The sequence below is a fragment of the Pedobacter sp. AC190 genome, from assembly GCF_979258025.1.
The window spans coordinates 3,478,943-3,501,099 of sequence record NZ_OZ409824.1; the positions used below are offsets into that span (position 1 = coordinate 3,478,943).

General features: G+C 35.1%; 19 protein-coding genes. 14 read left to right on the forward strand and 5 right to left on the reverse strand.

Annotation, left to right across the window (positions count from 1 at the left end):
- Positions 1 to 41: 41 nt before the first annotated feature.
- Positions 42 to 1,991, reverse strand: coding sequence for an amino acid permease (locus tag ACZZZI_RS15335; protein WP_463489918.1), 1,950 nt, complete (start codon positions 1,989 to 1,991; stop codon positions 42 to 44).
- Positions 1,992 to 2,259: 268 nt separating this feature from the next.
- Between ACZZZI_RS15335 and ACZZZI_RS15340 the strand changes: the two genes are divergently transcribed.
- On the forward strand, positions 2,260 to 3,480 hold the full coding sequence (locus tag ACZZZI_RS15340; protein ID WP_463489919.1) for an MFS transporter: 1,221 nt from the start codon (positions 2,260 to 2,262) through the stop codon (positions 3,478 to 3,480).
- Positions 3,481 to 3,588: 108 nt separating this feature from the next.
- On the opposite strand, the gene ACZZZI_RS15345 is transcribed toward ACZZZI_RS15340, so the two are convergent.
- The 4 genes from ACZZZI_RS15345 to yihA all read right to left on the reverse strand — a co-directional run bounded on the left by ACZZZI_RS15345 (position 3,589) and on the right by yihA (position 10,005).
- Positions 3,589 to 6,015: a TonB-dependent receptor domain-containing protein gene (locus ACZZZI_RS15345; RefSeq protein WP_463489920.1), complete on the reverse strand. Its 2,427-nt coding sequence runs from the start codon at positions 6,013 to 6,015 to the stop codon at positions 3,589 to 3,591.
- 675 nt (positions 6,016 to 6,690) lie between these two features.
- On the reverse strand, positions 6,691 to 8,397 hold the full coding sequence (locus ACZZZI_RS15350; protein ID WP_463489921.1) for a M3 family oligoendopeptidase: 1,707 nt from the start codon (positions 8,395 to 8,397) through the stop codon (positions 6,691 to 6,693).
- A 71-nt stretch (positions 8,398 to 8,468) separates the two neighbouring features.
- Positions 8,469 to 9,332 (reverse strand): UbiA-like polyprenyltransferase, encoded by an 864-nt coding sequence (locus tag ACZZZI_RS15355; RefSeq protein WP_463489922.1) that lies wholly within the window; start codon positions 9,330 to 9,332, stop codon positions 8,469 to 8,471.
- 49 nt (positions 9,333 to 9,381) lie between these two features.
- Positions 9,382 to 10,005 (reverse strand): ribosome biogenesis GTP-binding protein YihA/YsxC, encoded by a 624-nt coding sequence (gene yihA, locus ACZZZI_RS15360; protein WP_316764832.1) that lies wholly within the window; start codon positions 10,003 to 10,005, stop codon positions 9,382 to 9,384.
- Positions 10,006 to 10,129: 124 nt separating this feature from the next.
- Between yihA and ubiE the strand changes: the two genes are divergently transcribed.
- The 13 genes from ubiE (at position 10,130) to murI (ending at position 22,058) form a co-directional block, all read left to right on the forward strand.
- Positions 10,130 to 10,861, forward strand: a complete 732-nt coding sequence (gene ubiE / locus ACZZZI_RS15365; RefSeq protein WP_463489923.1) for a bifunctional demethylmenaquinone methyltransferase/2-methoxy-6-polyprenyl-1,4-benzoquinol methylase UbiE — start codon at positions 10,130 to 10,132, stop codon at positions 10,859 to 10,861.
- A complete protein-coding gene (porT, locus tag ACZZZI_RS15370; protein ID WP_344767180.1) occupies positions 10,858 to 11,634 on the forward strand; it encodes a type IX secretion/gliding motility protein PorT/SprT in 777 nt (258 codons plus the stop codon). The genes ubiE and porT overlap by 4 nt, the downstream gene beginning before the upstream one ends.
- A gap of 79 nt (positions 11,635 to 11,713) precedes the next feature.
- On the forward strand, positions 11,714 to 12,475 hold the full coding sequence (locus tag ACZZZI_RS15375) for an SDR family NAD(P)-dependent oxidoreductase (RefSeq protein WP_463489924.1): 762 nt from the start codon (positions 11,714 to 11,716) through the stop codon (positions 12,473 to 12,475).
- A gap of 100 nt (positions 12,476 to 12,575) precedes the next feature.
- The gene (locus ACZZZI_RS15380; protein WP_316764844.1) at positions 12,576 to 13,022 is read left to right on the forward strand and encodes a GatB/YqeY domain-containing protein; all 447 of its coding nucleotides are present in this window, start codon (positions 12,576 to 12,578) and stop codon (positions 13,020 to 13,022) included.
- A gap of 204 nt (positions 13,023 to 13,226) precedes the next feature.
- On the forward strand, positions 13,227 to 13,991 hold the full coding sequence (locus ACZZZI_RS15385) for an alpha/beta fold hydrolase (RefSeq protein WP_316764847.1): 765 nt from the start codon (positions 13,227 to 13,229) through the stop codon (positions 13,989 to 13,991).
- Complete coding sequence (locus tag ACZZZI_RS15390) at positions 13,991 to 14,653, forward strand: CBS domain-containing protein (protein WP_344767174.1); 663 nt, start codon at positions 13,991 to 13,993, stop codon at positions 14,651 to 14,653. The genes ACZZZI_RS15385 and ACZZZI_RS15390 overlap by 1 nt, the downstream gene beginning before the upstream one ends.
- 7 nt (positions 14,654 to 14,660) lie before the next feature.
- A complete protein-coding gene (locus tag ACZZZI_RS15395; RefSeq protein ID WP_463489925.1) occupies positions 14,661 to 15,542 on the forward strand; it encodes an NAD kinase in 882 nt (293 codons plus the stop codon).
- Positions 15,543 to 15,544: 2 nt separating this feature from the next.
- The gene (porG, locus tag ACZZZI_RS15400; protein WP_463489926.1) at positions 15,545 to 16,345 is read left to right on the forward strand and encodes a type IX secretion system protein PorG; all 801 of its coding nucleotides are present in this window, start codon (positions 15,545 to 15,547) and stop codon (positions 16,343 to 16,345) included.
- Positions 16,346 to 16,364: 19 nt separating this feature from the next.
- On the forward strand, positions 16,365 to 17,105 hold the full coding sequence (locus ACZZZI_RS15405) for an isoprenyl transferase (RefSeq protein ID WP_344767168.1): 741 nt from the start codon (positions 16,365 to 16,367) through the stop codon (positions 17,103 to 17,105).
- Between the two features lie 152 nt (positions 17,106 to 17,257).
- Positions 17,258 to 19,804: an outer membrane protein assembly factor BamA gene (gene bamA / locus ACZZZI_RS15410; RefSeq protein ID WP_463489927.1), complete on the forward strand. Its 2,547-nt coding sequence runs from the start codon at positions 17,258 to 17,260 to the stop codon at positions 19,802 to 19,804.
- A 102-nt stretch (positions 19,805 to 19,906) separates the two neighbouring features.
- The gene (locus ACZZZI_RS15415; RefSeq protein ID WP_316764867.1) at positions 19,907 to 20,437 is read left to right on the forward strand and encodes an OmpH/Skp family outer membrane protein; all 531 of its coding nucleotides are present in this window, start codon (positions 19,907 to 19,909) and stop codon (positions 20,435 to 20,437) included.
- A gap of 59 nt (positions 20,438 to 20,496) precedes the next feature.
- On the forward strand, positions 20,497 to 21,075 hold the full coding sequence (locus tag ACZZZI_RS15420) for an OmpH/Skp family outer membrane protein (protein ID WP_316764870.1): 579 nt from the start codon (positions 20,497 to 20,499) through the stop codon (positions 21,073 to 21,075).
- Between the two features lie 164 nt (positions 21,076 to 21,239).
- Positions 21,240 to 22,058, forward strand: coding sequence for a glutamate racemase (gene murI, locus ACZZZI_RS15425; protein ID WP_463489928.1), 819 nt, complete (start codon positions 21,240 to 21,242; stop codon positions 22,056 to 22,058).
- Positions 22,059 to 22,157: the final 99 nt, after the last annotated feature.

Below are 22,157 nucleotides of genomic sequence, written 5' to 3' on the forward strand. Positions count from 1 at the left end.
CTAAGAACTTGTCATTCATTTCCAAAACAAATAAGAATTGTTTAAGCGTTTTCTTTCGCCAACTTACTATGTCTAAAGCCATAAGCGAAATATACAACCAAGCCAATAACTAACCAAATGCCGAAGCCAATCCAGTTAGATATGCCAAGCTCGCACATCATATATAAGCAGCTGATTAAGCCCAAAACAGGTATTAATGATAAATTTTTAGTAACGCAGTAAAAAGAAATTGTGATACAAATGAAGATAAAAATCCACATCGGTATTTTGTGTTTAAACAAGCTCCAGCCACTTTCGTATTTCTTTTCTATGGATACCTTAGATGCAGAAATAAACTGTTGATATTTATCCGCAGGCAAATTGCTTAGGTAAGATTCGGCATCAACCTTATCGCTTAAAATGATTTGTGGTTTTGCATTATTAATGATTTCCTCTTTTACAATTCTCAATTCATCACCACTTAATGAAGTAACAAAGTTGACCGTTTGAACCGTTTTAGGAGAATTAAAAAAGAATGCTTTTGTTTCTTTTCCATATTGTGTAAAAGCAAAAATTAAGCCTGCAATTAAACCGATGGGAACAATAAATTTACTGTTTACATATGGGATTTTGAATTTACCTCGCTGTACATCTGGTCGGTTTTGTAAAACTAAAACACCTGCGCAAACCAGCACAAAGGCAAATAAAGTACCTATTGAGCAAAGGTCGGTTACGATAGTTAAATTCATGAAAAGCGAAGGAACAGCAACAACGAAACCCACCACAATTGTAGCAAATGAAGGTGTTTTGTATTTTGGGTGAATTTTAGAGAACGATTTTGGTAGTAAACCATCACGGCTCATACTCATCCAGATGCGGGGTTGCCCCATTTGGAAAACTAAAAGTACACTAGCCATAGCAAAAACGGCACTAACTGCAATAATGCCACTCATTAATTTTAAATCTATCTGGTCGAATACAAAGGCTAAAGGATCGCCAACTGCTAGAGTATCTGATTTTACAATTCCAGTTAAAACTAAAGCAATTGCAACGTAAAGAATGGTACAAATAATGATTGCCCACATCATGCCGCGGGGTAAATCGCGTTGTGGATTTTTACATTCTTCGGCAGTTGTAGAAATTGCATCAAAACCTATATAAGCGAAGAATACTGCAGAAACACCTTTTAATACACCAGAAACACCGTTAGGTGCAAATGGATCCCAATTTTTTGTATCAACATAAAAAACACCAACAGCTAATACTAGTAAAATAACGGCAAGTTTAACCACAACCATTGCATTACTGGCATTTCTGCTTTCCTTCATTCCGCGGTAAATTAACCAGGTAATCAAGATAATTATACCTAATGCGGGGATATCGGCAACAATATGAAAACTTCCTATTTTTGGAGCAGTAAGCCATGCATTATTAGCAAGAGCTGTTGCTGTATCTAAATCTGGAAGGTTTTTTCCAGCAGCTAAAAGTGCTTCAGCATGCTTATGGCCGTTGTAAGCACTTAAATAATCCAATGTCATCCAATCGGGAACATGGATGCCTTCAATACCGAGGGCTGGAATTTTTATGGTGGAAAGTAGTCCAGTAAAATAATCTGACCAGGAAATAGCAACCGTTATATTACCAATAGAGTATTCCATTATGAGCGACCAGCCAATAATCCATGCAACTAATTCGCCAAATGCAACATACGAATAGGTGTAAGCACTACCAGAAACAGGTACCATTGAAGCAAATTCTGCATAAGCAAATGCCGCGAAACTACAAGCAACCGCAGTAAAAATAAATAAAAATATTACCGCAGGACCACCATCAGCGCTGGCTTTACCAATTGTACTGAAAATTCCAGCTCCAATAATTGCTGCAATACCGAAGGCGGTTAAATCGCGAACACCGAGTGTTTTATGTAAGGAACTTTCATGATCGCCGTAGCCTTTTGCTGCATCTTGTAATATCTTGGAGATAGATTTCTTTCTGAATAGCTTTTCGAACATCTGTTTTGGTTGTTGTATTCCTCAAACTTAAAAAAATATCAGTTAAAAACGTTTAAAGCAAGATATAAATTTCATCACACGATAAAAAGACTGAAAATTCTAATTTAAAAAAGCCCTAAATATAGGTTGAAAGTCAAATTTGGCCAATATTTGTTTTGTAAAACTAATTCTTTGATTTTCATAATTTCGGTTTAAAGCAAAAGACTAATTTTGCTTCCTTGATTACCCAATCGACTTCTGTCGATCTTTGATTTTAAATAAAGATAAAATGCCCGCTGTAGAAATTAATAACATAAAATATATTAAAGAAAAGAACCAAGGGATTTCTACCTTGTTGGCTTTTGCATTGATTCCACTATCTGGTTTTGCTACAGATATTTATATTCCTTCACTACCAACAATGGCTGGCGAAATGCAGGTTAGTGATATTCAGGTGCAATTAACGCTGAGTATATTCTTAATCAGCTATGGCGTAGCACAGCTATTTATTGGCAGTGTTTTAGACAGCTTCGGACGTTATAAAATTGGTTTGTATGCGTTGCTGATTTTTGCTGCAGCAAGTTTAATCATTGCAATCACACATAATATTTATCTGATTTACTTAATGCGAATAATTCATGGGCTTTCCGTTGGGGCAATTGTGGTTGCTAAAAGAGCCTATTTTGTAGATTTATTTTCTGGCGATCAACTTAAACACTATTTAAGTTTATTCTCTATTATTTGGTCAACAGGGCCAATAATAGCACCGTTTGTAGGCGGGTATCTTCAAACTGCTTTTGGATGGGAATCTAACTTTTACTTCTTGGCAGGTTTTGCTTTGGTATTTGCGTTATTAGAATTTGTATTCAGCGGCGAAACACTTAAACATTTTACCGATTTTCAGCTCAAAAAAATTACTGGCATCTATATAAATATGATAAAAACAACCAGTTTTACTTTAGGAATTGTAATGCTTGGTTTGGCCTATTGTATGGTGATGGTTTACAATATGACAGGGCCATTTATTATTGAACATGAATTACACTATTCGCCAGTTGTTGCAGGTTATAGCTCGCTTGTTTTAGGTTTTGCCTGGATGGTTGGTGGTTTTATTGGTAAGGCAACGATTAATAAGCCGTTTTTTAAGCGATTGATGATTAATTCGATATTGCAGGTAGTATTTGTGATTTTAATGATGATTAGCATCAATTTTATATCCAACCTCTGGTCGCTTATATTTTTTGCATTTATTATTCACATTGGAGCAGGTTTTACCTTTAACAACTATTTTACTTTTTGCTTAAGTAAGTTCCCTAAAAATGCAGGAATAGCTGGCGGTTTAACAGGTGGAATTACCTATGTAATTGTTTCTTTTTTGAGCTACGCAATCGTGAATTTAATTCCAGCGAAGGATGAATTGAATTTAAGTCATAGTTACCTGGTTATGATTATACTTTCTGTTTTAGTAATGTTTTTAATTATGATAACTAAAAAGGAAGAAGAGGTTTAGGTTTTTTGTTGTGCAGGTTTCGGATGTCTGTGGGAAAGATCTTGGTAGTTATGATCTTTATTTTCTGCGTAAATCTGCGAAAACAAACGGACTATATTTTTTTACAACTTATTTAATTCTCCCTTCCTCATCAGTAACGCTGGTTTTTCTTTCCCTAACCGCTTTAATTGCATTGCTGCCAAAAGTATAGCCTAGGCTCAACCTAAAAATTCTGCTTTCCTGTTTCTGAGTAAGATTATAATTTAAATCAGTAAGAGCACTGCTTATTCTGGCTTTGCGAGTATCAAAAACATCATTAAGGGCAAATTTTAGATTCAATTTTTTATCAGCGAATGATTTTTTTAAGCCGAAATCTATTCCATAATATGGCTTAATGGCATAAGTTCCGTAAATCTGTGCGGAAACAAATTCGACTGAAAGTTCGGCAGAAATAGATGGGCCGATCACGAAATTATGGTTGCTGTTCAAAATAAAATTTACCTTTTTTCGATCGTAATTATTTCCGCCTAAATCGGATGTTTTGATTTGATTGTAAGTGCTCGTTATCGTATTATCCATATTCCAAAATTTACCTATTGTAGTTGGATACCCAATAGTTAAGTCGTAAGCATATTGTTTATCAAGATTTTGTACGGTTTGATAAAGTGTTTTTTTAACGTTGTCAGGCAAGAGCACATCAAGAATTAAATTGTTTGTAATGCTGTATCCAAAAGTTACATTAAGCTCTTTTTTATAATTATAAGAAAGTTGAAAAGAGTTTGTGTATTCTGGGTTTAGGAATGGATTTCCCTGACTAAAAGTGTACAAATCGACAAAGTACACAAAAGGGTTTAACGATTTATAATCTGGCCTTTCTATCCTTCTGCTGTATGAAAATCTAAGTTCGTTGTTTGCGGATAACTTTTGATTTAGAGAAAAATTTGGGAAGAAATCGAAATAATGTCGTTTAACTATTTTTTGCTCATTAACCGAATTACCTTTTGAATTGGTTTGTTCTACTCTTAAACCAAGTTCAATACTTGTTGTTTTAAAATCGTGCTTGAAGTTTGTATAAGCTGCATTTATGCTTTCATCATATATAAAACGATTACTTCTACCTAAGTCGTTTTGCCATTGTGAAGCTACAAAATTTTCAAATCGAAAATCGTTGTCAGTACTTACCCAACTGCTTTTTAAGCCAAAATCTAGTTTTGTCGCAGTATTCAAAGGTAAAACATAATCAATTTTTGCCGCCTTTATTTTTATTAAGGATGGTGTTAAATTTCTAAAAGTTAACGGAGCTTTGTAAGGATTTCCAAGTACATCTGAAAAATAGTTATTATAAACGGTTTGTTCTTCACTTCGATATTGTGCGTAATCTAGATCAGCAGAAAATTCCTGCCCAAGCGTATCAATAATCGATTTGTAATTTAGATTATAAGCTTGATTTCGGTATTTGTTTTTAGAAGGGTTATCAGCTACAATAGAGGAATCTATTTTTATAAAACTAGTACCAATATCGGTTATACCGTTCGATTTTTCGTGCCCGTTATTAAAGTAGCCACTGGTTAAAAAACCAATTGTATTTTTCTCATTAATAAAATAATCAATGCCAGCTTTGTAATTGTTGTTATGAGAAGAACGGATTTGTGTATTATACTGATGAAAAAAAGTATTCGATACGCCATTATTTGTGATGCGGTTAATGTCTAAATCTTCCTGGTATTTGTTATTGTTATGAGCAAAATTACCGAAAATATTAAAATTTTTGTTTCGATGATTCAGTGAAAATCCCGCATTACTTTTAGAGTTTTTGCCATAGCCAAATCCTAAATCTAGATTACCGTTTGTACCGAAACCTGTATTTTTTTTAAGCTTTAAATTGATTACACCTGCATTTCCCTCGGCGTCGTATTTAGCCGATGGATTAGTAATCAACTCGATTGATTTGAGTTCACTGCTGCTTAGAGAACGAAGTCTGGTTACTAGCTGTTCAGCTGATAAATAAGTAGTTTTTCCATCAATTAAAACATTAACACCCGATTTTCCTTTAACGTTAATAATCCCATCTTGATTAACAGAAACCCCTGGCATTTTGGCAAGCACTTCGAGCGCTGTATTTCCACTTGCAACAATACTGTTTTCTACATTCATTACTGTTTTATCGCTAAACCGCTCAATTAATGGTTTCTTACCTGAAATATTAACGCTGCCTAAATTTATATTTTCTTCAGTAAGCAAAAGTGTTTTATCAACTGATAATTGCGTAGCGCTAATTTCGATTTTAACATCAACAGTTTGAAAACCAATCGCCTTAACTGATACCAAATAGGTAGCTACAGGAAGATTTTCAAAATAAAAAATACCCGTAGCATCCGAAACTGTCGTTTTAATAAATGTTGAATCTTTTAAACTCTTGATTGTAATGACTGCTGAAATTGATTTCTTTTTTTCGCTCATTAACAAGCCAGAAATCTTACCTCTGCTGTCCTGAGCTTGTACATCAATAAATAATATAGCAGAAAGTAATATGAAAAACAGAGCGATTCGTTTCATAGCAGTTTAGTAGTGATGATTAGTTTCCTGATCTGAGGATTAATTACACGAAACTAAATCATTGGGTGTTTGAAACAGCTCTTTTTAACAATGTTTAACTTTATTAGCAAATTTTCACAAAAGGCAGGTTCTTTTAAAAAGAAATCGCCTTTTTAAACTGTGTTATTTTTTTTAACAACACTTACAAAAACTAAAAAATAATAACCAAATTGCCCGGATGTTCTAATGAAGAAAGCGTCGAATAGTGTCGATTCCTAAAAAAGCTATACACTAAAGACAGTGTATGGAAACAAAAGAAACAGCATTAAACAGGGAGAACTGAAAAAAAGGTGGAAGCCTAAAAAATATAAATCAGATCAAAACACAAATGTATAGTTCACACAGAATTACCAAATTTGGATGTATAGTCAATTCAAAATTAAAACAATAACCTGTATAGCTATATAAGGATAAGACATGGGTTAAGTTCATCTTAACCTTTAGTACGGGTCTTAATCGGAGTTGATTCGGATTTAGTTCGGACATATGACAATTGAATCCGAATTAACTGCGGTATAAATTTGTAATATGCCTATTTTAAAAGTTATGAAACTGTAAACCTTTTTTAGGAATATAGTGAGCCAAAAAAAGCCGTAACATTTAATGTTACGGCTCGTTACTCGTAATTATGTTGTATTAACCTAGTTTTTCTAATTCGTCTTTAACAAATTGAGCTAATTCTTTTACGTATTCTGCGCTGAAATCAAATTTAATACCAGCGGTTTCGTAAATCTCGTTCATTGGTTTGGTGTAACCTAACGAAAGGGCAGCTAAATATTGTTCTAATGCTTTTTCAGGGTTTTCTTTGTAGTTTTTCCATACAGCAATGGCACCTAACTGGGCAATTGCGTATTCTATGTAGTAAAAAGGGACTTCGAATAAGTGCAATTGTTTTTGCCAAACGTTTCCAAATTGAGCCTGTAAATCTTCCCAATCTGCAAAACCTGCTCCAAAACGATTATAAATTTGTTTAAAAGTTTCTTCACGGTCTGCTGCAGTGTGATTCGGATTGGTATAAATCCAATGCTGAAACTGGTCGATGACTGCAACCCACGGTAAAGTTTTCAAAACATCAGCCAATTGCTCTTTTTTAGCCCGATTTAAATCTTCTGGATTGTCGAAATAAACATTCCAGTTATCCATAGAAATTAATTCCATGCTCATGGAAGCCAATTCGGCAACTTCTGAAGGACAGTGTTTGAAATCGTTAAGCTCTAAATTTGCAGTTAAGAAAGTATGTATTGCATGACCGCCTTCATGAACCATAGTGGTTAAATCGCGAAGCGAATTCGCCGAATTCATAAAAATAAATGGAGCGCCAGTTTCTGCTAATGGATAATTATAGCCACCTGGTGCCTTACCTTTTCTACTTTCTACATCAAAAAGATTATTGGCTTTCATTATCGCCAATTTATCGCCAAGTTTTGAGTCGATAGCATTAAAGCAGGCAATGCTTTTATCAATCAATTCAGCTCCGCTGTTAAAGGGTTTTAAAGCAGGCTTACCACTTACACTTACCTCTAAATCCCAAGGTTTTAAGGTTTCTAAAGCCAAAGCTTCTCGGCGTTTTTCTGCCTGTTCTTTTAAAATCGGAACAATTTCTTTTTCAATCGCATTGGCAAAATCATAACAATCTTGCGGCGTATAATCAAAACGGCCTAAAGCCTGAAACATATAATCGCGATAGTTTTCAAATCCTGCATTAAGGGCAACCTGATTCCGTAATTTAATCAACTCATCAAATAAGATGTTTAAATCATCTTTATCAATCAATCTACGCTGTTGAATGGTTTTCCAGGCATTTTCACGAACTTCTCGGTTTAAATCTTTAACGAAAATCGAAGCCTGTTCTAAGGTATATTCCTGTCCGTTTATTTCAACGCTCATAGCACCAGTTATGCCCTGATATTTTTGCTGTTTAACCTGTAATTCCGTAAACAATTCGATGTTTTCATCGCGGTAAAGTTCTAAAGCTTTTTTAATCGCTCTGCTGTAAACGAAATATTTTTCTTTATCCAAATCATCCATAAATGGACTATCGCTAAATTTTTTATTTAATTCGTTTGATAAGGGCGAAATTTTAGGCTCTATCTCTGTAGCAAAGTACTGGAAACTTTCTACCAGGGCTTCGTTTGCAGTATCGCAGCTCATTTTTATGTAGCGCCAGGCGAAATCTTCTTCCAGGGCAGCTTCTAACTCCGAACGATCTTTTAACCAGTGTTCAAGTTCATCAGCGCTTGCAATTTCACGATTTTGTAACTCTGCAAAAAGTGGTTCTAAGCTCTCCCAGCTAATTTTTAAATCGTTAGGGATATATGTTCTTGGTTTTTTATTTATAATCATAGTATTATAATTATTGAATGATGGATGAGGTTTTTTAACACAAAATGCTAATCAACTTATTCAAAATTCTATTATTTAGTTCTTAAATAGGCATCAATTAAAAAGCACAATGCAAATACCACCGATGCCATTCCGTTTGTAGTAGCAAATGCTTTATTCACTTTGCTTATATCATTTGGCTTTACCAGCAAATGCTGATAAGTTAAGGCAAAGCAGAAGAAAGCAACCCCGATATAATAAGCCCAGCTAAACGAATCTGGCATTAAAAATATCGGTGCAATAACGCAGGCAGCAGAGAAAATATGCAACACAACAGAAACGTTAAGTGCATTTTTTATGCCAAGGGCTGATGGTATGGAATGTAAATTTTCTTCACGGTCAAAATCTTCATCCTGCAAAGCATAAATAATATCGAAACCACTTACCCAGAATAATACAGCAAACGAATATAAAACTGGCACCAAAGCAAATTGACCTGTTACTGCAATGTAAGCGCCTATTGGAGCAAGCGATAAACCTAAGCCTAAAACCAAATGGCAAAGCGAGGTAAACCTTTTTGTATAACTATAAAAAAGAACAACAAATAGGGCAACAGGCGATAAGTAAAAACAAAGGCTGTTAATGAAAAATGTTGCTATGATAAAGAAAACGCAGTTTGCTATTACAAAAATCAGCGCTTCATTTGCCGTAACTTTACCTGCTGGGATATCACGCATTTTAGTCCGCGGGTTTTTTGCATCTATGTTTCGATCCAGATAGCGGTTAAAAGCCATCGCAGAATTACGTGCGAAAACCATACAAAGCAAAACCAGTATTAGTTTTTGCCATTGAAAAGGATTTTCTGTTGTTGTTACACCTAAAAAGAAGCCAATCATAGCAAAAGGCAAAGCAAAAATAGAGTGTGCGAATAATACGAGTGAAAAGTATTTTTTCATTTTAATATATAGGGTGTTTTATAATATCTGGCTTTGGGAGCCAATAATTTTAAAACTGCTTGGTAATAATGGGTTTAACAAAATCTTTATTTACTTCATAAATGAAGTTCAAAACATCTTCCTTCCCCGTATGTTTTTCGGCAGAAGTTATAATACTTGCTGGTACTTCTTCGAAAAATTCGCCAAGCTTTTTCTTAAAGGCATTGGCGTTCTTTATAGATTCATTCATCCCTTGTTTATCTGCTTTGGTAAAAAGCAAAGCAAAAGGAATTTGCTTTTCGCCTAACCAATAGCAAAACTCAATATCAATTTGTTGCGGCTCTAAACGGCTATCAATCAGCACGAAAACACATTGTAAGCTCTCTCTTTTCGTAATGTAAGCTCGGATAAATTTTTCCCATTTTTCTCTACTGGTTTTAGAAACCTTTGCATAGCCATAACCAGGCAAATCGACAATATACCATTCCTGATTAATCAAAAAATGGTTGATTAACTGGGTTTTACCTGGACGTTGCGATGTTTTTGCTAAACCATGATGGTTAACCAACATATTAATTAAAGAAGATTTACCTACGTTTGAACGGCCGATAAATGCATATTCTGGCATAGTTGGTGCCGGCAAAGCCGAGATCTGGGTGTTGCTGCAAACAAATGTTGCCGTTTTGATAATCATATTGCAAAGGTAGTAATTTTGAGAGGATGGTTAAGCGTTTCAATTCTTTAACTGATTATCTGTTTCGCATTTGACAATTCACCGATTAAAACAATTAAACAATAAACCTATCTTTGCCAATATCATGAATCAGAATATCACTCCATATCAAGTAGAAAATGCAACTAAAAAGGAGCAGGTTGCAACTATGTTTAACAACATTTCAGGTACTTACGATTTTTTAAATCATTTCCTCTCCTTAGGTATTGACGTTTTGTGGCGTAAAAAAGCAATTAAGGAACTGGTTTCTATACATCCAAGAATTATGCTTGATGTTGCTACCGGAACGGGCGATTTTGCTTTTGAAGCGATCAAAAAACTTCATCCTGAAAAAGTTATTGGTGTGGATATTTCTGAAGGTATGCTAGAGGTGGCTAAAAAGAAAATCAACGAACGCAGCTTAAATGAAGTGTTTTCCGTTCAGGTTGGCGATTCTGAGGGGCTGCATTTTAGTGACGATACTTTCGATGCAATTACTTGTGCCTATGGTGTGCGTAATTTCGAAAACCTGGAAAAAGGTTTGCAGGATATGTTTCGGGTTTTAAAACCAGGTGGTAAAATGGTTATCCTCGAATTCTCTAAACCAAAGGTTTTCCCTGTTAAGCAATTATATAGTTTCTATTTTAAGCAGGTTACTCCTTTCTTTGGAAAACTGTTTTCTAAAGATCACCGAGCTTACACTTATTTGCCAGAATCTGTTGCAGCTTTTCCTGATGGAGCTGATTTTACCAATTTGATGGAAAAAGTAGGTTTCAAAAGTACCAAACAAAGAATTTTAACGTTTGGAATAAGTTCGATTTATACGGGTACTAAATGATAAAAAAATTAAGCCTCATCATCTCCTTTTTACTGGTTACTACAATCACTTTTGCTCAAAATTGGGGCGGTGGGGTAGATGATGAAGACTTACATTTTGGCTTCAGCTTTCAATACATTTCTGCCGAGTATAAAATTTTAAAGGCTGCCAACTGGCGTAATCCTTATTTCGATCCTTTTGATGGTAAGCAGGTTACCCAACCTATGCGTGCCATTTCAAGTCCGCCATCAGTTGGTTTTGGTTTAGGCTTTGTTGTAAACAGAAGGATTTCAGAAAACTTTGATTTGCGTGCCACACCATCATTAATTTTTAGTGACCGCGTGATGCGTTACGAATATGAGCCTGCTCCAGAAGTAGCTCAACCCGTTAACACTTCAATTATTCCTGCTGGCTTTCAAACCTCCATTGATAAAAAAGTTCAGGCTACCATGTTTGAATTTCCTTTAGCGATAAAGATAAAATCAAATCGTTTAAATAATTTCAGAGCTTATTGGCTTGGTGGTGCAAAATATTCAATCGATATCGCTTCTAAAAAGAAAACTTTCGATGAAGGGGAAACACCTATTAATAAGTTTTTAAAAAATAAGCGGAATTACCTTTCTTACGAAACAGGTATCGGGTTCGATTTATATTTCGAGTATTTTAAAATGTCGCCCGAAATAAAAGTTTCCTATTCGATGAATGATATTATACAACATGACAATACAGCCTTTGCTAATCCTTTAGATAAAGCGAAGCTACGTCATTTTACATTCAGCTTGTTTTTCGAGTAGACTGGCAAACCAAAAAAACTTACCTTTGTTGCAATTGATAACTTGTTTAAAACAAGCTGCAATTTTTTAATTTTATCAAATGTCTAAAATAGCTTTAATCACGGGCGCAACTTCTGGTATAGGAGAGGCTAGCGCACATATCTTCGCTCACAATGGTTATAATTTAGTTCTAGTTGCCAGAAGAGCTGATCGTTTAGAGAAAACGGCTCATCATTTGGAAGCTAAATATGGTATTGCCATTAAACAGGTTTTAGCCGATGTGAAGGAGAAAGAAAGTTTATCAGCTGCGCTGGAAGCTTTACCTGAAGATTGGAAAAAGGTAAATGTTTTAATTAATAATGCAGGGCTTAGCCGGGGGCTTGAGCCAATTAATCAAGGGGATACCGATGATTGGGATGCCATGATTGATACCAATGTGAAAGGTTTGCTTTACGTAACTAAAATTGTTTCCAATTGGATGATTCCAGGCAAATCGGGGCATATCGTTAATATAGGTTCTATTGCAGGGAAAGAAGTTTATCCAAACGGAAATGTATATTGCGCAAGTAAGCATGCGGTTGATGCGCTAAATAAAGCGATGCGAATAGATCTTTTGCAACATGGAATTAAAGTTACGGCAATTAATCCAGGTAGTGTAGAAACCGAATTTTCGATTGTTCGCTTCAAAGGTGATGAAGATAGAGCCAAAAAAGTATACGAAGGTTTTGAACCATTAATTGCCGATGATATTGCTGATGCAATTTGGTATGTAGTAAGCAGACCGAAGCACGTAAATATAAATGATATGATAATTATGCCATCAGCACAAGCTACGGGCACAATCATAAATAGAACCCCCTAGTTACCTGGATAGGAATTAGTACGGAGAGGGAATAACACTATAATTTTTTTATTTTAAACTAATATTAGGAATGCCCATTTTTTGGGTTTTGAGGTTAAAAATGATATCAAATACAATAGATCAGGAAATAAAAAAGGCCATGTTGGCTAAAAACGATGCCCAATTGCGAGGATTAAGAGCCATAAAAGCTGCTCTTCTTCTTGCTAAAACCGAAAAAGGTGCATCAGAAGAAATTACTGAAGAAACAGAACTTAAGATTCTTCAAAAATTAATTAAGCAACGTAGAGAATCTGCTGATATTTACAAATCGCAAAATCGTGCAGATTTATATCAGGTAGAGGAAGAAGAAATTGAAGTAATTAATCAGTTCTTGCCTAAGCAATTAGATCGTGCAGAGGTTGAAGCAATTATTGCAGATGTTGTAAAACAATCTGGTGCGACATCAGTTAAAGATATGGGAAAAGTTATGGGCATGGCTAATAAAGCACTTGCAGGCAAAGCCGATGGAAAACTGATTGCTGAAATAGTGAAAGAGAAACTAGGCTAAGCTGTACAGAGCTTAAAGCTAAAAAAACACAGCGGGTAGTATTATTTTAATACCAATTCGGAATAGATCATTGATAATATTCGTTTTTGGTACTTTAATCAATGTTTTTATACCGTTTCTGATTTTATTTCAGAAAAATGGCATATAAATGCGAAAATTTAATTTTACTCTACTAACTTAGTAACACAATACCACTTATTATATATGACATACCAGGTAATAGAAGAAGACGGATTTAAATACATCGAAGCTGGAGAAGGCGAAACGCTGGTATTATTGCATGGCCTTATGGGCGAATTGAGTAACTGGCAGCTTGTTTTAGATCAATTTAAAGATCGATATCGTGTTATTGTTCCTATACTTCCAATTTATGATTTACCAATTTTAACACTGGGGGTTAAAGCATTATCCAGGTATGTTCATCGTTTTCTGAAATTTAAAAACCTGAATCAGGTTGTGCTTGTTGGAAATTCTTTGGGTGGTCACGTTGGTTTGGTTTTTACTGTTGCTCATCAGGAATTTGTTAAAGCTTTGGTGCTTACGGGTAGCTCTGGCTTATATGAAAATGCCTTTGGCGGCTCTTTCCCTCGAAGAGAGAGTTACGATTATATAAAAGAAAAAGTAGAATTTACTTTTTACGATCCTGCCACTGCAACTAAAGAACTTGTTGATGATGTTTTTAAAACCGTTAACGATAGATCGAGAGTAATTCGAATTTTAACCATGGCCAAATCTGCAATAAGACACAATATGGCTAAGGAATTATCGAAAATAACAATACCTGTTTCATTAATTTGGGGTAAAAACGATAAAGTTACACCACCAGAAGTTGCAGAAGAATTTCACCAACTATTGCCAAATTCAGAATTAAACTGGGTAGATAAATGCGGACATGCACCGATGATGGAGCATCCTGAAGTATTTAACGGATATTTAGAGAAGTTTTTAGATAGAATATTATTAAAATAATGTTTGCCGAAGAAATCATATCGAATGAAATAGCGCCTATAAAAACGGACGACACGCTGCAAAAAGCTTTAGATCGTATGAACGAGTTTAAGCTTAAGCATATCCCTGTGGTTAGCGATGGTCAGTTTTTGGGTTTGCTTGCCGAAGATGATTTGTTGGAAATACACGATTACAATATTTTAGTAAAAGAGGTTTCTGTAAATCTATTAAATGCCTTTGTTTTTACAAACGCACACACTTACGATGTGATCAGGTTATTAGGTTCGCTAAAATTAACTGTTGTACCTGTTTTGGATCAACAGAAAAATTATACAGGCTTAATCACTATTAACAACATTATAAACTCTGTTGCCGAATTGTATGCCGTTAATGAGCCTGGTGGAATTATTGTACTCGAAATCAGTAATCGGGATAACTCTCTGGCACATATTGCGCAAATCGTCGAGGCTGATAATGCACAAATACTTTCATCATATGTAAGCTCTTTCGAAGATTCTACTCGTTTAGAAATCACTTTGAAAGTAAATAAAACTGAAATTACTTCCTTGGTCGCTTCTTTCGAACGTTACGATTATCAGGTTAAAGAAGTTTATAACAATACCCAAATTGATGATGGTTCTCAAGAACGTTTTGATTCTTTTATGAACTATTTAAACGTTTAAATTTATTATGAGGATTGCAATTTACGGAAGAGACTTTAATGACACCGTGTTACCTTACGTTCAAGAAGTTTTCGACCATTTAAAAAGGCATAATGTACAGCCTGTTCTCCATCATAAGTTTAAAAACTCCTTACACGGCAAAATTAAGATTCCAGCTAATACAGTAATATTCCATAACCACAAAGAATTAAAAGAACATGCCGATGTTTTATTAAGCTTAGGAGGAGATGGCACTTTATTGGATACACTTTCTTTGATTAGAGATTCGGGTATTCCAGTAATAGGTATTAATTTCGGTCGATTGGGTTTTTTAGCCAGTATTAATAAAGATGAAATAGAATCGGCTTTAAAAGCACTAATTCATGGTGAATATACTATAGATGAACGTTCTCTTTTAAGTTTAGAATCTGATAACCATCTTTTTGGGGAGGAAAACTTTGCCTTGAACGATATTACGATTCACCGTCGTGATAACTCTGCAATGATGATTATTCATGCCTCTATGAATGGTGAATTTGTTAACTCTTATTGGGCTGATGGTTTAATTATTGCAACGCCTACGGGTTCTACAGCATATTCATTAAGCTGCGGTGGACCAATTATTTACCCCGATTCTCAGAATTTTGTAATAACCCCAATTGCACCGCATAATTTAAATGTAAGGCCAGTTGTTGTGCCTGATGATAATGCACTTTCTTTTGAAGTAGAGGCAAGGGAATCGAAATTTCTGGTAAGCTGCGATAGTAGAACGGTAACAGTAGAACGCTCGGTAAAAATTACCATTAAAAAAGCCCACTTTTGCATAAATCTTATTCGTCTTAACAATGAAACCTACTTAAGTACGTTAAGGAATAAATTATTATGGGGCATCGATACCCGTAACTACTAAGTATGGCGATAAACAAACCTATCCTTTTCATCCTCATTATCTTATCATTTTCTCAATTAAGCCGTGCACAGTCGTTCAGGGGCGCTTGGGAAATTGGTGTTTCTGCAGGTGGAGCAGGCTATGTTGGCGATTTAAATCAATATAACCCGGTTCAGGTTAGTGGGGTTAATGCAGGCATTTTTGTAAAGCGCAACTTTAATTCGTACCTCGGACTTCGGTTTAATTACAATTATGGGCAAATTAAGGCCAATGATGCAAATTCAAGTAATGAGCAGTTCAGAGAACGTAACCTAAGCTTTAAAACCGCATTAAATGAAGGTAGTGCAATTATCGACTTTAATTTTTTCGACTATGCGATAAATGATGGCACCAGAAGGTTTACACCATATTTGTTTGCAGGTATAGGTTTTATAAATTTTAAACCGAAAATAAAATACCAGGGAGAAACTTACCGATTAGATTATTTAGGTACCGAAGGACAGGAAAACGGGTATAAAAATACAGCACTTGCCATTCCATTTGGTGGCGGGTTCAGGTATAATTATAAGGATAACTGGAGCGTATTTACAGAACTTGGCTACAGAACTGCGTTTACTGATTATTTGGACGATGTAAGCGGTGTTTATCCAGCAAATCCAGTGTACGTTGGGAACAACCCTGGGCTTAATTTATCCGATCCTTCATTGCATCAAACTGGTGCCGCTGGAGTACAAAGAGGAGATTTTAGAAAAAGAGACACTTATCTATTTGTTAGTGTTGGCATATCTTTTACCTTTGTATCCTCAAAATGCTATTCCTTTTAAGCTGATTTTGACATAATTAATGGGATTTAAAGAACAAATAGACTATAGCCGCCTACCAAAGCACATTGCCGTTATTATGGATGGTAATGGCCGTTGGGCAAAAGGCCAGGGCAAAATGCGAGTTTTTGGTCATGAACAAGGCGTACTTTCGGTAAAAGATATTGTAGAAGGCTGTGTAGAGGTTGGTATAGAATACCTTACACTTTACGCTTTCTCGACAGAAAACTGGAACCGTCCGAAAGCAGAAGTTGATGCTTTAATGCAAATACTGATTTCGACCATAAACAAGGAAACCGAAACACTTAACAAAAACAATGTTAAGCTTAATGCGATTGGCAACATCGAATCGTTACCACAAGAGTGTATAGATGATTTGAAAGAAGCTATGGATAAAACAGCACATAATGTGAAATGCACATTAACGCTGGCTTTAAGCTACAGTGCTAAATGGGAAATTGTAAATGCAGCAAAGAAAATTGCTGCTGAAGTAAAAGATAATACAATTGATATTAATGATATTGATGAAAATCTGTTTTCGTCTAAGTTAACAACTGTAAATATTCCAGATCCTGAGTTGATGATCCGCACGAGTGGAGAGCACCGTATAAGTAATTATTTGCTTTGGCAAATGGCTTATACAGAGTTTTATTTCACTGATGTTTTATGGCCCGATTTCAGAAGAGAAAATCTTTTTGAAGCCATTGTTGATTATCAAAAACGCGAACGACGTTTTGGTAAAATTAGCGAACAATTAAACTAATTTTTCTTTTAACACTTTTTAACAAGCGTTTAAATTAACTTAGCGCCACTTTTATACGATAAATGTAACCACTTAACAGGTATGGGAAATAAAGCAATTTTGCTTTGTAAAACATTGTTACCTTCGTGGCCATTACTGAACAAATTATTTTAATGAAAAGAATATTTCAAGTTTTAATCCTATTAGTTTTAGCCGCTCCGGCCTTTGCTCAAATACGTCCACAAGGTCAGGCTCCGGCAACCCCTTCATTGAAGGTTGGTGGCTTAGATCTCGATTATTTTAATCCAAAGGAATTTATCATTGGTGGTACAAAAATTACTGGTACTGAATACCTGGATAAAGAGGTATTAATTACTTTATCCAAATTAGCAAAAGGTGATAAAGTTGTTTTACCAGGCGAAGCAACCGCTGATGCTATTAAGACACTTTGGGCACAAGGATTGTTTGATGATGTTAAATTAAATGTCGAAAAATTTGTTCAGGATACCGTTTATTTTGAAATTGAAGTTGTTGAACGTCCTCGTTTAAGCTCAATTGATTTAAAAGGTGTTCGTAAATCGGAAAAAACAGCTATTCAAGAAAAGCTGAATGATAAAACAGGTAAAATCGTTAACGATAACTTATACAATACAACGTCTGCAATTGTAAAAAAATACCTTTTAGATAAGGGTTATTTCTTCACTAAAATAAATTACACAACGCGTAAAGATCCAAACTCTGAAAACAGTGTGGTTTTAGAGGCGAATATTGATAAAGGACATCGTGTTAAAGTTCAGCACATTGATTTTACCGGAAATAAGGATTTCAAAGCTGCTAAGTTAAGAAAGTACCTTAAAAATCCGAAGCAGTTTGCCTGGTGGCGTTTTTGGGGATCTGGTAAATTCAGTAAGGAAAAATACGAAGAGAACAAAATTAAAATGATTGCCAAACTGCATGAAAAGGGTTACCGCGATGCAGAACTTTTAAAGGATAGCATTTATCAATACAACAGTAAAAAGGTTAATATTAAAATGGATATCTATGAAGGTAAAAAATATTACTTCGGTAAAATTACCTGGGCTGGAAATGCAATTTACAGCACTGATATCTTAAATAAAGTTTTAAGTATCGAAAAAGGTGATGTTTTTAGTGAGGATAAATTAGATAAAAAAATAAATGGTGGTGGCGAAAATGGTGGCGATATTAACAGTTTATATACTGATAATGGTTATTTAACTTTCAATATTGATCCAGTTCAAACTAAAATTTATAATGATACTGTTGATGTAGAGATGCGCATTTATGAAGGTCCGCAGTACACCAACAACCGTATTACCTTAAAAGGAAATACCATTACTAATGATAAGGTAGTTTTACGTGAGATTCGTACCAAGCCAGGACAGAAATTTAACAAAAGTGATTTAATTCGTACCGTTCGTGAGATTGGTGCTTTAGGTAACTTTGACGAACAAAAAACAGTACCAACCCCACGTCCGAACCCTGCAGATGGAACAGTAGATATTGAGTATGCTGTAGAAGAAAAACCTTCTGATCAGATTGAGTTATCGGGTGGTTTTGGTGGTGGCCGTATTATCGGTACATTAGGTTTAACCTTTAATAACTTCTCTTTAAGAAATTTATTTAACCTTAAAGCTTATAAACCACTTCCAAAAGGTGATGGACAAAAATTAAGTTTACGTGGTCAAACCAATGGTAAATATTACCAATCGTATAGTTTCTCTTTCTCTCAACCTTGGTTTGGTGGTGAGAAACCAGTAAGCTTTGGTGTAAGTGCATTTACTTCATTACAATCGAGTGGTATTGGCGATTCTAGTAATCCTAATTATTACAAAATCCGTTTAAATGGGGTAACGGTAAGTTTGGGTAGAAGATTAAACTGGCCAGATAACTATTTCCAGTTAAGTCACTCTTTAAGTTTCCAACAGTATATCCTTCAAAATTATCCAGGATTTAAATTCTCTACTGGTACTTCATATAACTTTAACTTATCACAAGAGATTAGCCGTGATTCAAGGGATTCGCCAATTTATCCAACATCAGGTTCATTCTTGCGTTTTACCATTCAGGCAACACCACCATATTCATTATTTAACAATGTGAATTATGCTACAGCTTCTGATAAAACGAGATATAGATTTACAGAGTACCACAAGTGGAAGTTCGATTCACAATGGTACCAACGTGTTGGCGGGCAGTTTGTAATTAAAGCTCAGGCACAATTCGGTTTCTTAGGTTCGTACAACAGTGGTGTTGGCCAGTCGCCATTCGAAAGATTTAAATTGGGTGGTGATGGTATGCAAGGATTTGATTTCTTGCAAGGTTCTGAGTTAATCGCGATGCGTGGTTATGCGAATAATACCGTTATTCCTGTAGGCGCAAATGCAAATCAGGCGCAAACATCAGGTAGCCCGATTTACACTAAATATGTTTTAGAGGCACGTTATCCAGTAATTAAAAGTCAGCAAGCTACCGCCTTTATTTTAGCATTTGCTGAAGGTGGTAACACCTGGGATAGATTTAACGACTTCAATCCTTTTAATATCAGAAGATCGGTTGGTGTTGGTGCACGTATCTTCTTACCAATATTTGGTTTACTGGGTATTGATTATGGTTATGGTTTCGATGCAATTCCTGGTTTACCAGATGCAAATAAAGGCCAGTTCCACTTTAGTATTGCACAACAATTAGGCGGATTTTAATTGTTTATGATTAAAAAAATAATTAATTATGCAATAAAACAAAGTAAGTTGAGTTTATAAAAAGCTTAGGTTATTAGAACTAATCATTAAATACACACACAAATGAAAAAGTACCTTTTTATCGCATTTTTACTTTGCACAACTTTTGGCGCTTTTGCCCAAAAGTTTGCTTATGTAGATACAGAGTATATTCTAAAGCACATGCCCGAATATAAATCTGCATTAAGCCAGTTAGAAGTAGCTTCTAAACAATGGCAACAACAGGTTGATCAAAACTTTGGTGAAATCGACAGGATGTATAAAGCTTATCAGGCTGACCAGGTTTTGTTAACTGATGATATGCGTAAACGTCGTGAAAATGAAATCATCGAGAAAGAAAAAGCTGCTAAAGAATTTCAACGTCAGAAATTTGGTCCAGACGGAGATCTTTTCCAAAGCAGAACTAAACTGATCAAACCTATCCAGGAAAAAGTAGCAGATGTGATTAAACAGATTGCAAAAGCGAAATACCTTGATTTCATTTTTGATAAAAGTAGTGAAGCTACCATGATGATTTATGCAAGCAGCAGTTACGATGTTAGTAATGATGTTATCGTAAAATTAGGTTACAAACCAGGGACTGTAAATAATTAGTATATTCGCCCCTTTGAATTAGGAAAAACAATTAAAAAAAATAAAAAGTAAAATAAAACATGAGAAAGTTAATTAACGTATTCTTTGTAGCAGCAGGTTTATTGTTTACAGCGAATATGGCAAATGCACAGCAAAAGATTGGTCACGTAAATTCTGAAGAGGTATTTGCAAACTTACCTGAATCTAAGACCGCACAAACTACTTTAGAAAATTTAAGTAAAACTAAACAAGCTGAAATAGATGTGATGATTAAAGAATATCAATCTAAATTAACAGCAGCACAAGCTAAAGAAAAAACGCGTAGCGAAGCAAATAAAGAAACTGTTGATAAAGAATTACAAACAGCAGCAACTGAATTACAAGATTTACAAAAACGTATTGGTGATGCACAGACTAAAGCTCAACAAGATTTAGGTACTAAACAAGGTGAGTTGTTTCAGCCAATTCAAGGTAAAGTAGCTACAGCTATTTCTGCAATTGCAAAAGAAAAAGGTTTAGCATACGTTTTTGATATTGCTAACGGACAAGGTGGTAACAACTTAGTTTTCTGGGAAGGTGGCGACGATATCACAGGTGCAGTAAAAACTAAATTAGGTATTACTGCTACTGCAGCAAAACCAGCAGCTCCTAAAAAATAATTTAAGCACTTAAAGCGAAAGCTTTTTTTAGCTCATTAAAATACTGCGGAATTAAGTTCAACTTAATTCCGCTTTTTTGTTTGAAAGATTTATCTTGGAAATAAATTGCTACATTGTTTAATTGCTAACAATTCAGCACGAAATAATTAGCAAAAGATTACACTATGGAACAATCATCACCAATAGGTATTTTCGATTCAGGATATGGAGGATTGACGGTTTTTCGCTCTATTGCAGAGAAGTTACCTCAATACGATTATATTTATTTAGGTGATAATGCCCGTTCTCCCTACGGTGATCATTCTTTTGAAACCATTTATCAATATACTTTAGAATGTGTGGAGTGGCTTTTTGCAAGCGGTTGCGAGCTTGTTATATTGGCGTGTAACACAGCATCAGCTAAAGCCTTAAGAACCATTCAGCAAAAGGATTTGCCTTCAAAATATCCAAATCATCGGGTGCTTGGCGTAATCAGGCCGACAGCAGAAGTTATTGGTAATTACACAACGAGTAAGCAGGTGGGGGTTATGGGTACAAGAGGAACCGTTAACTCCAAATCTTATTTGTTAGAGATTAATAAATTTTTTCCAGAAATAGAGGTTCACCAGCAGGCATGTCCAATGTGGGTACCCTTAATCGAAAATAATGATTACCTTCAAACGGGTGCAGATTTTTTTGTTAAAGAATATTGCGATTCATTACTGGCACAGGCCAACGATATTGATTGTGTTTTATTAGCCTGTACACATTATCCTTTGTTATTACCAAAACTAAAAACTACTTTTCCTGATTATATAAGCATTTTAACACAGGGTGAAATTGTTGCTGGTAGTTTGGTTAATTATTTAGAAAGACACCCTGAGATTGAAGTAAAACTGGCAAGAACAGGTAGAAAATCTTTTTATACCAGTGGCGATACCAAAGCGTTTGATGAACATGCATCCATCTTTTTTGGTGAGGATTTGAAATCGGCCAAAATGTAATATTTGTATGCTTGCATAACATATGCCTTAAAATGCAATCATCATGCCTTAGGGATGCACTATGTATGCAATAGGCATGCGGTTATCTGGGAAGTGTTA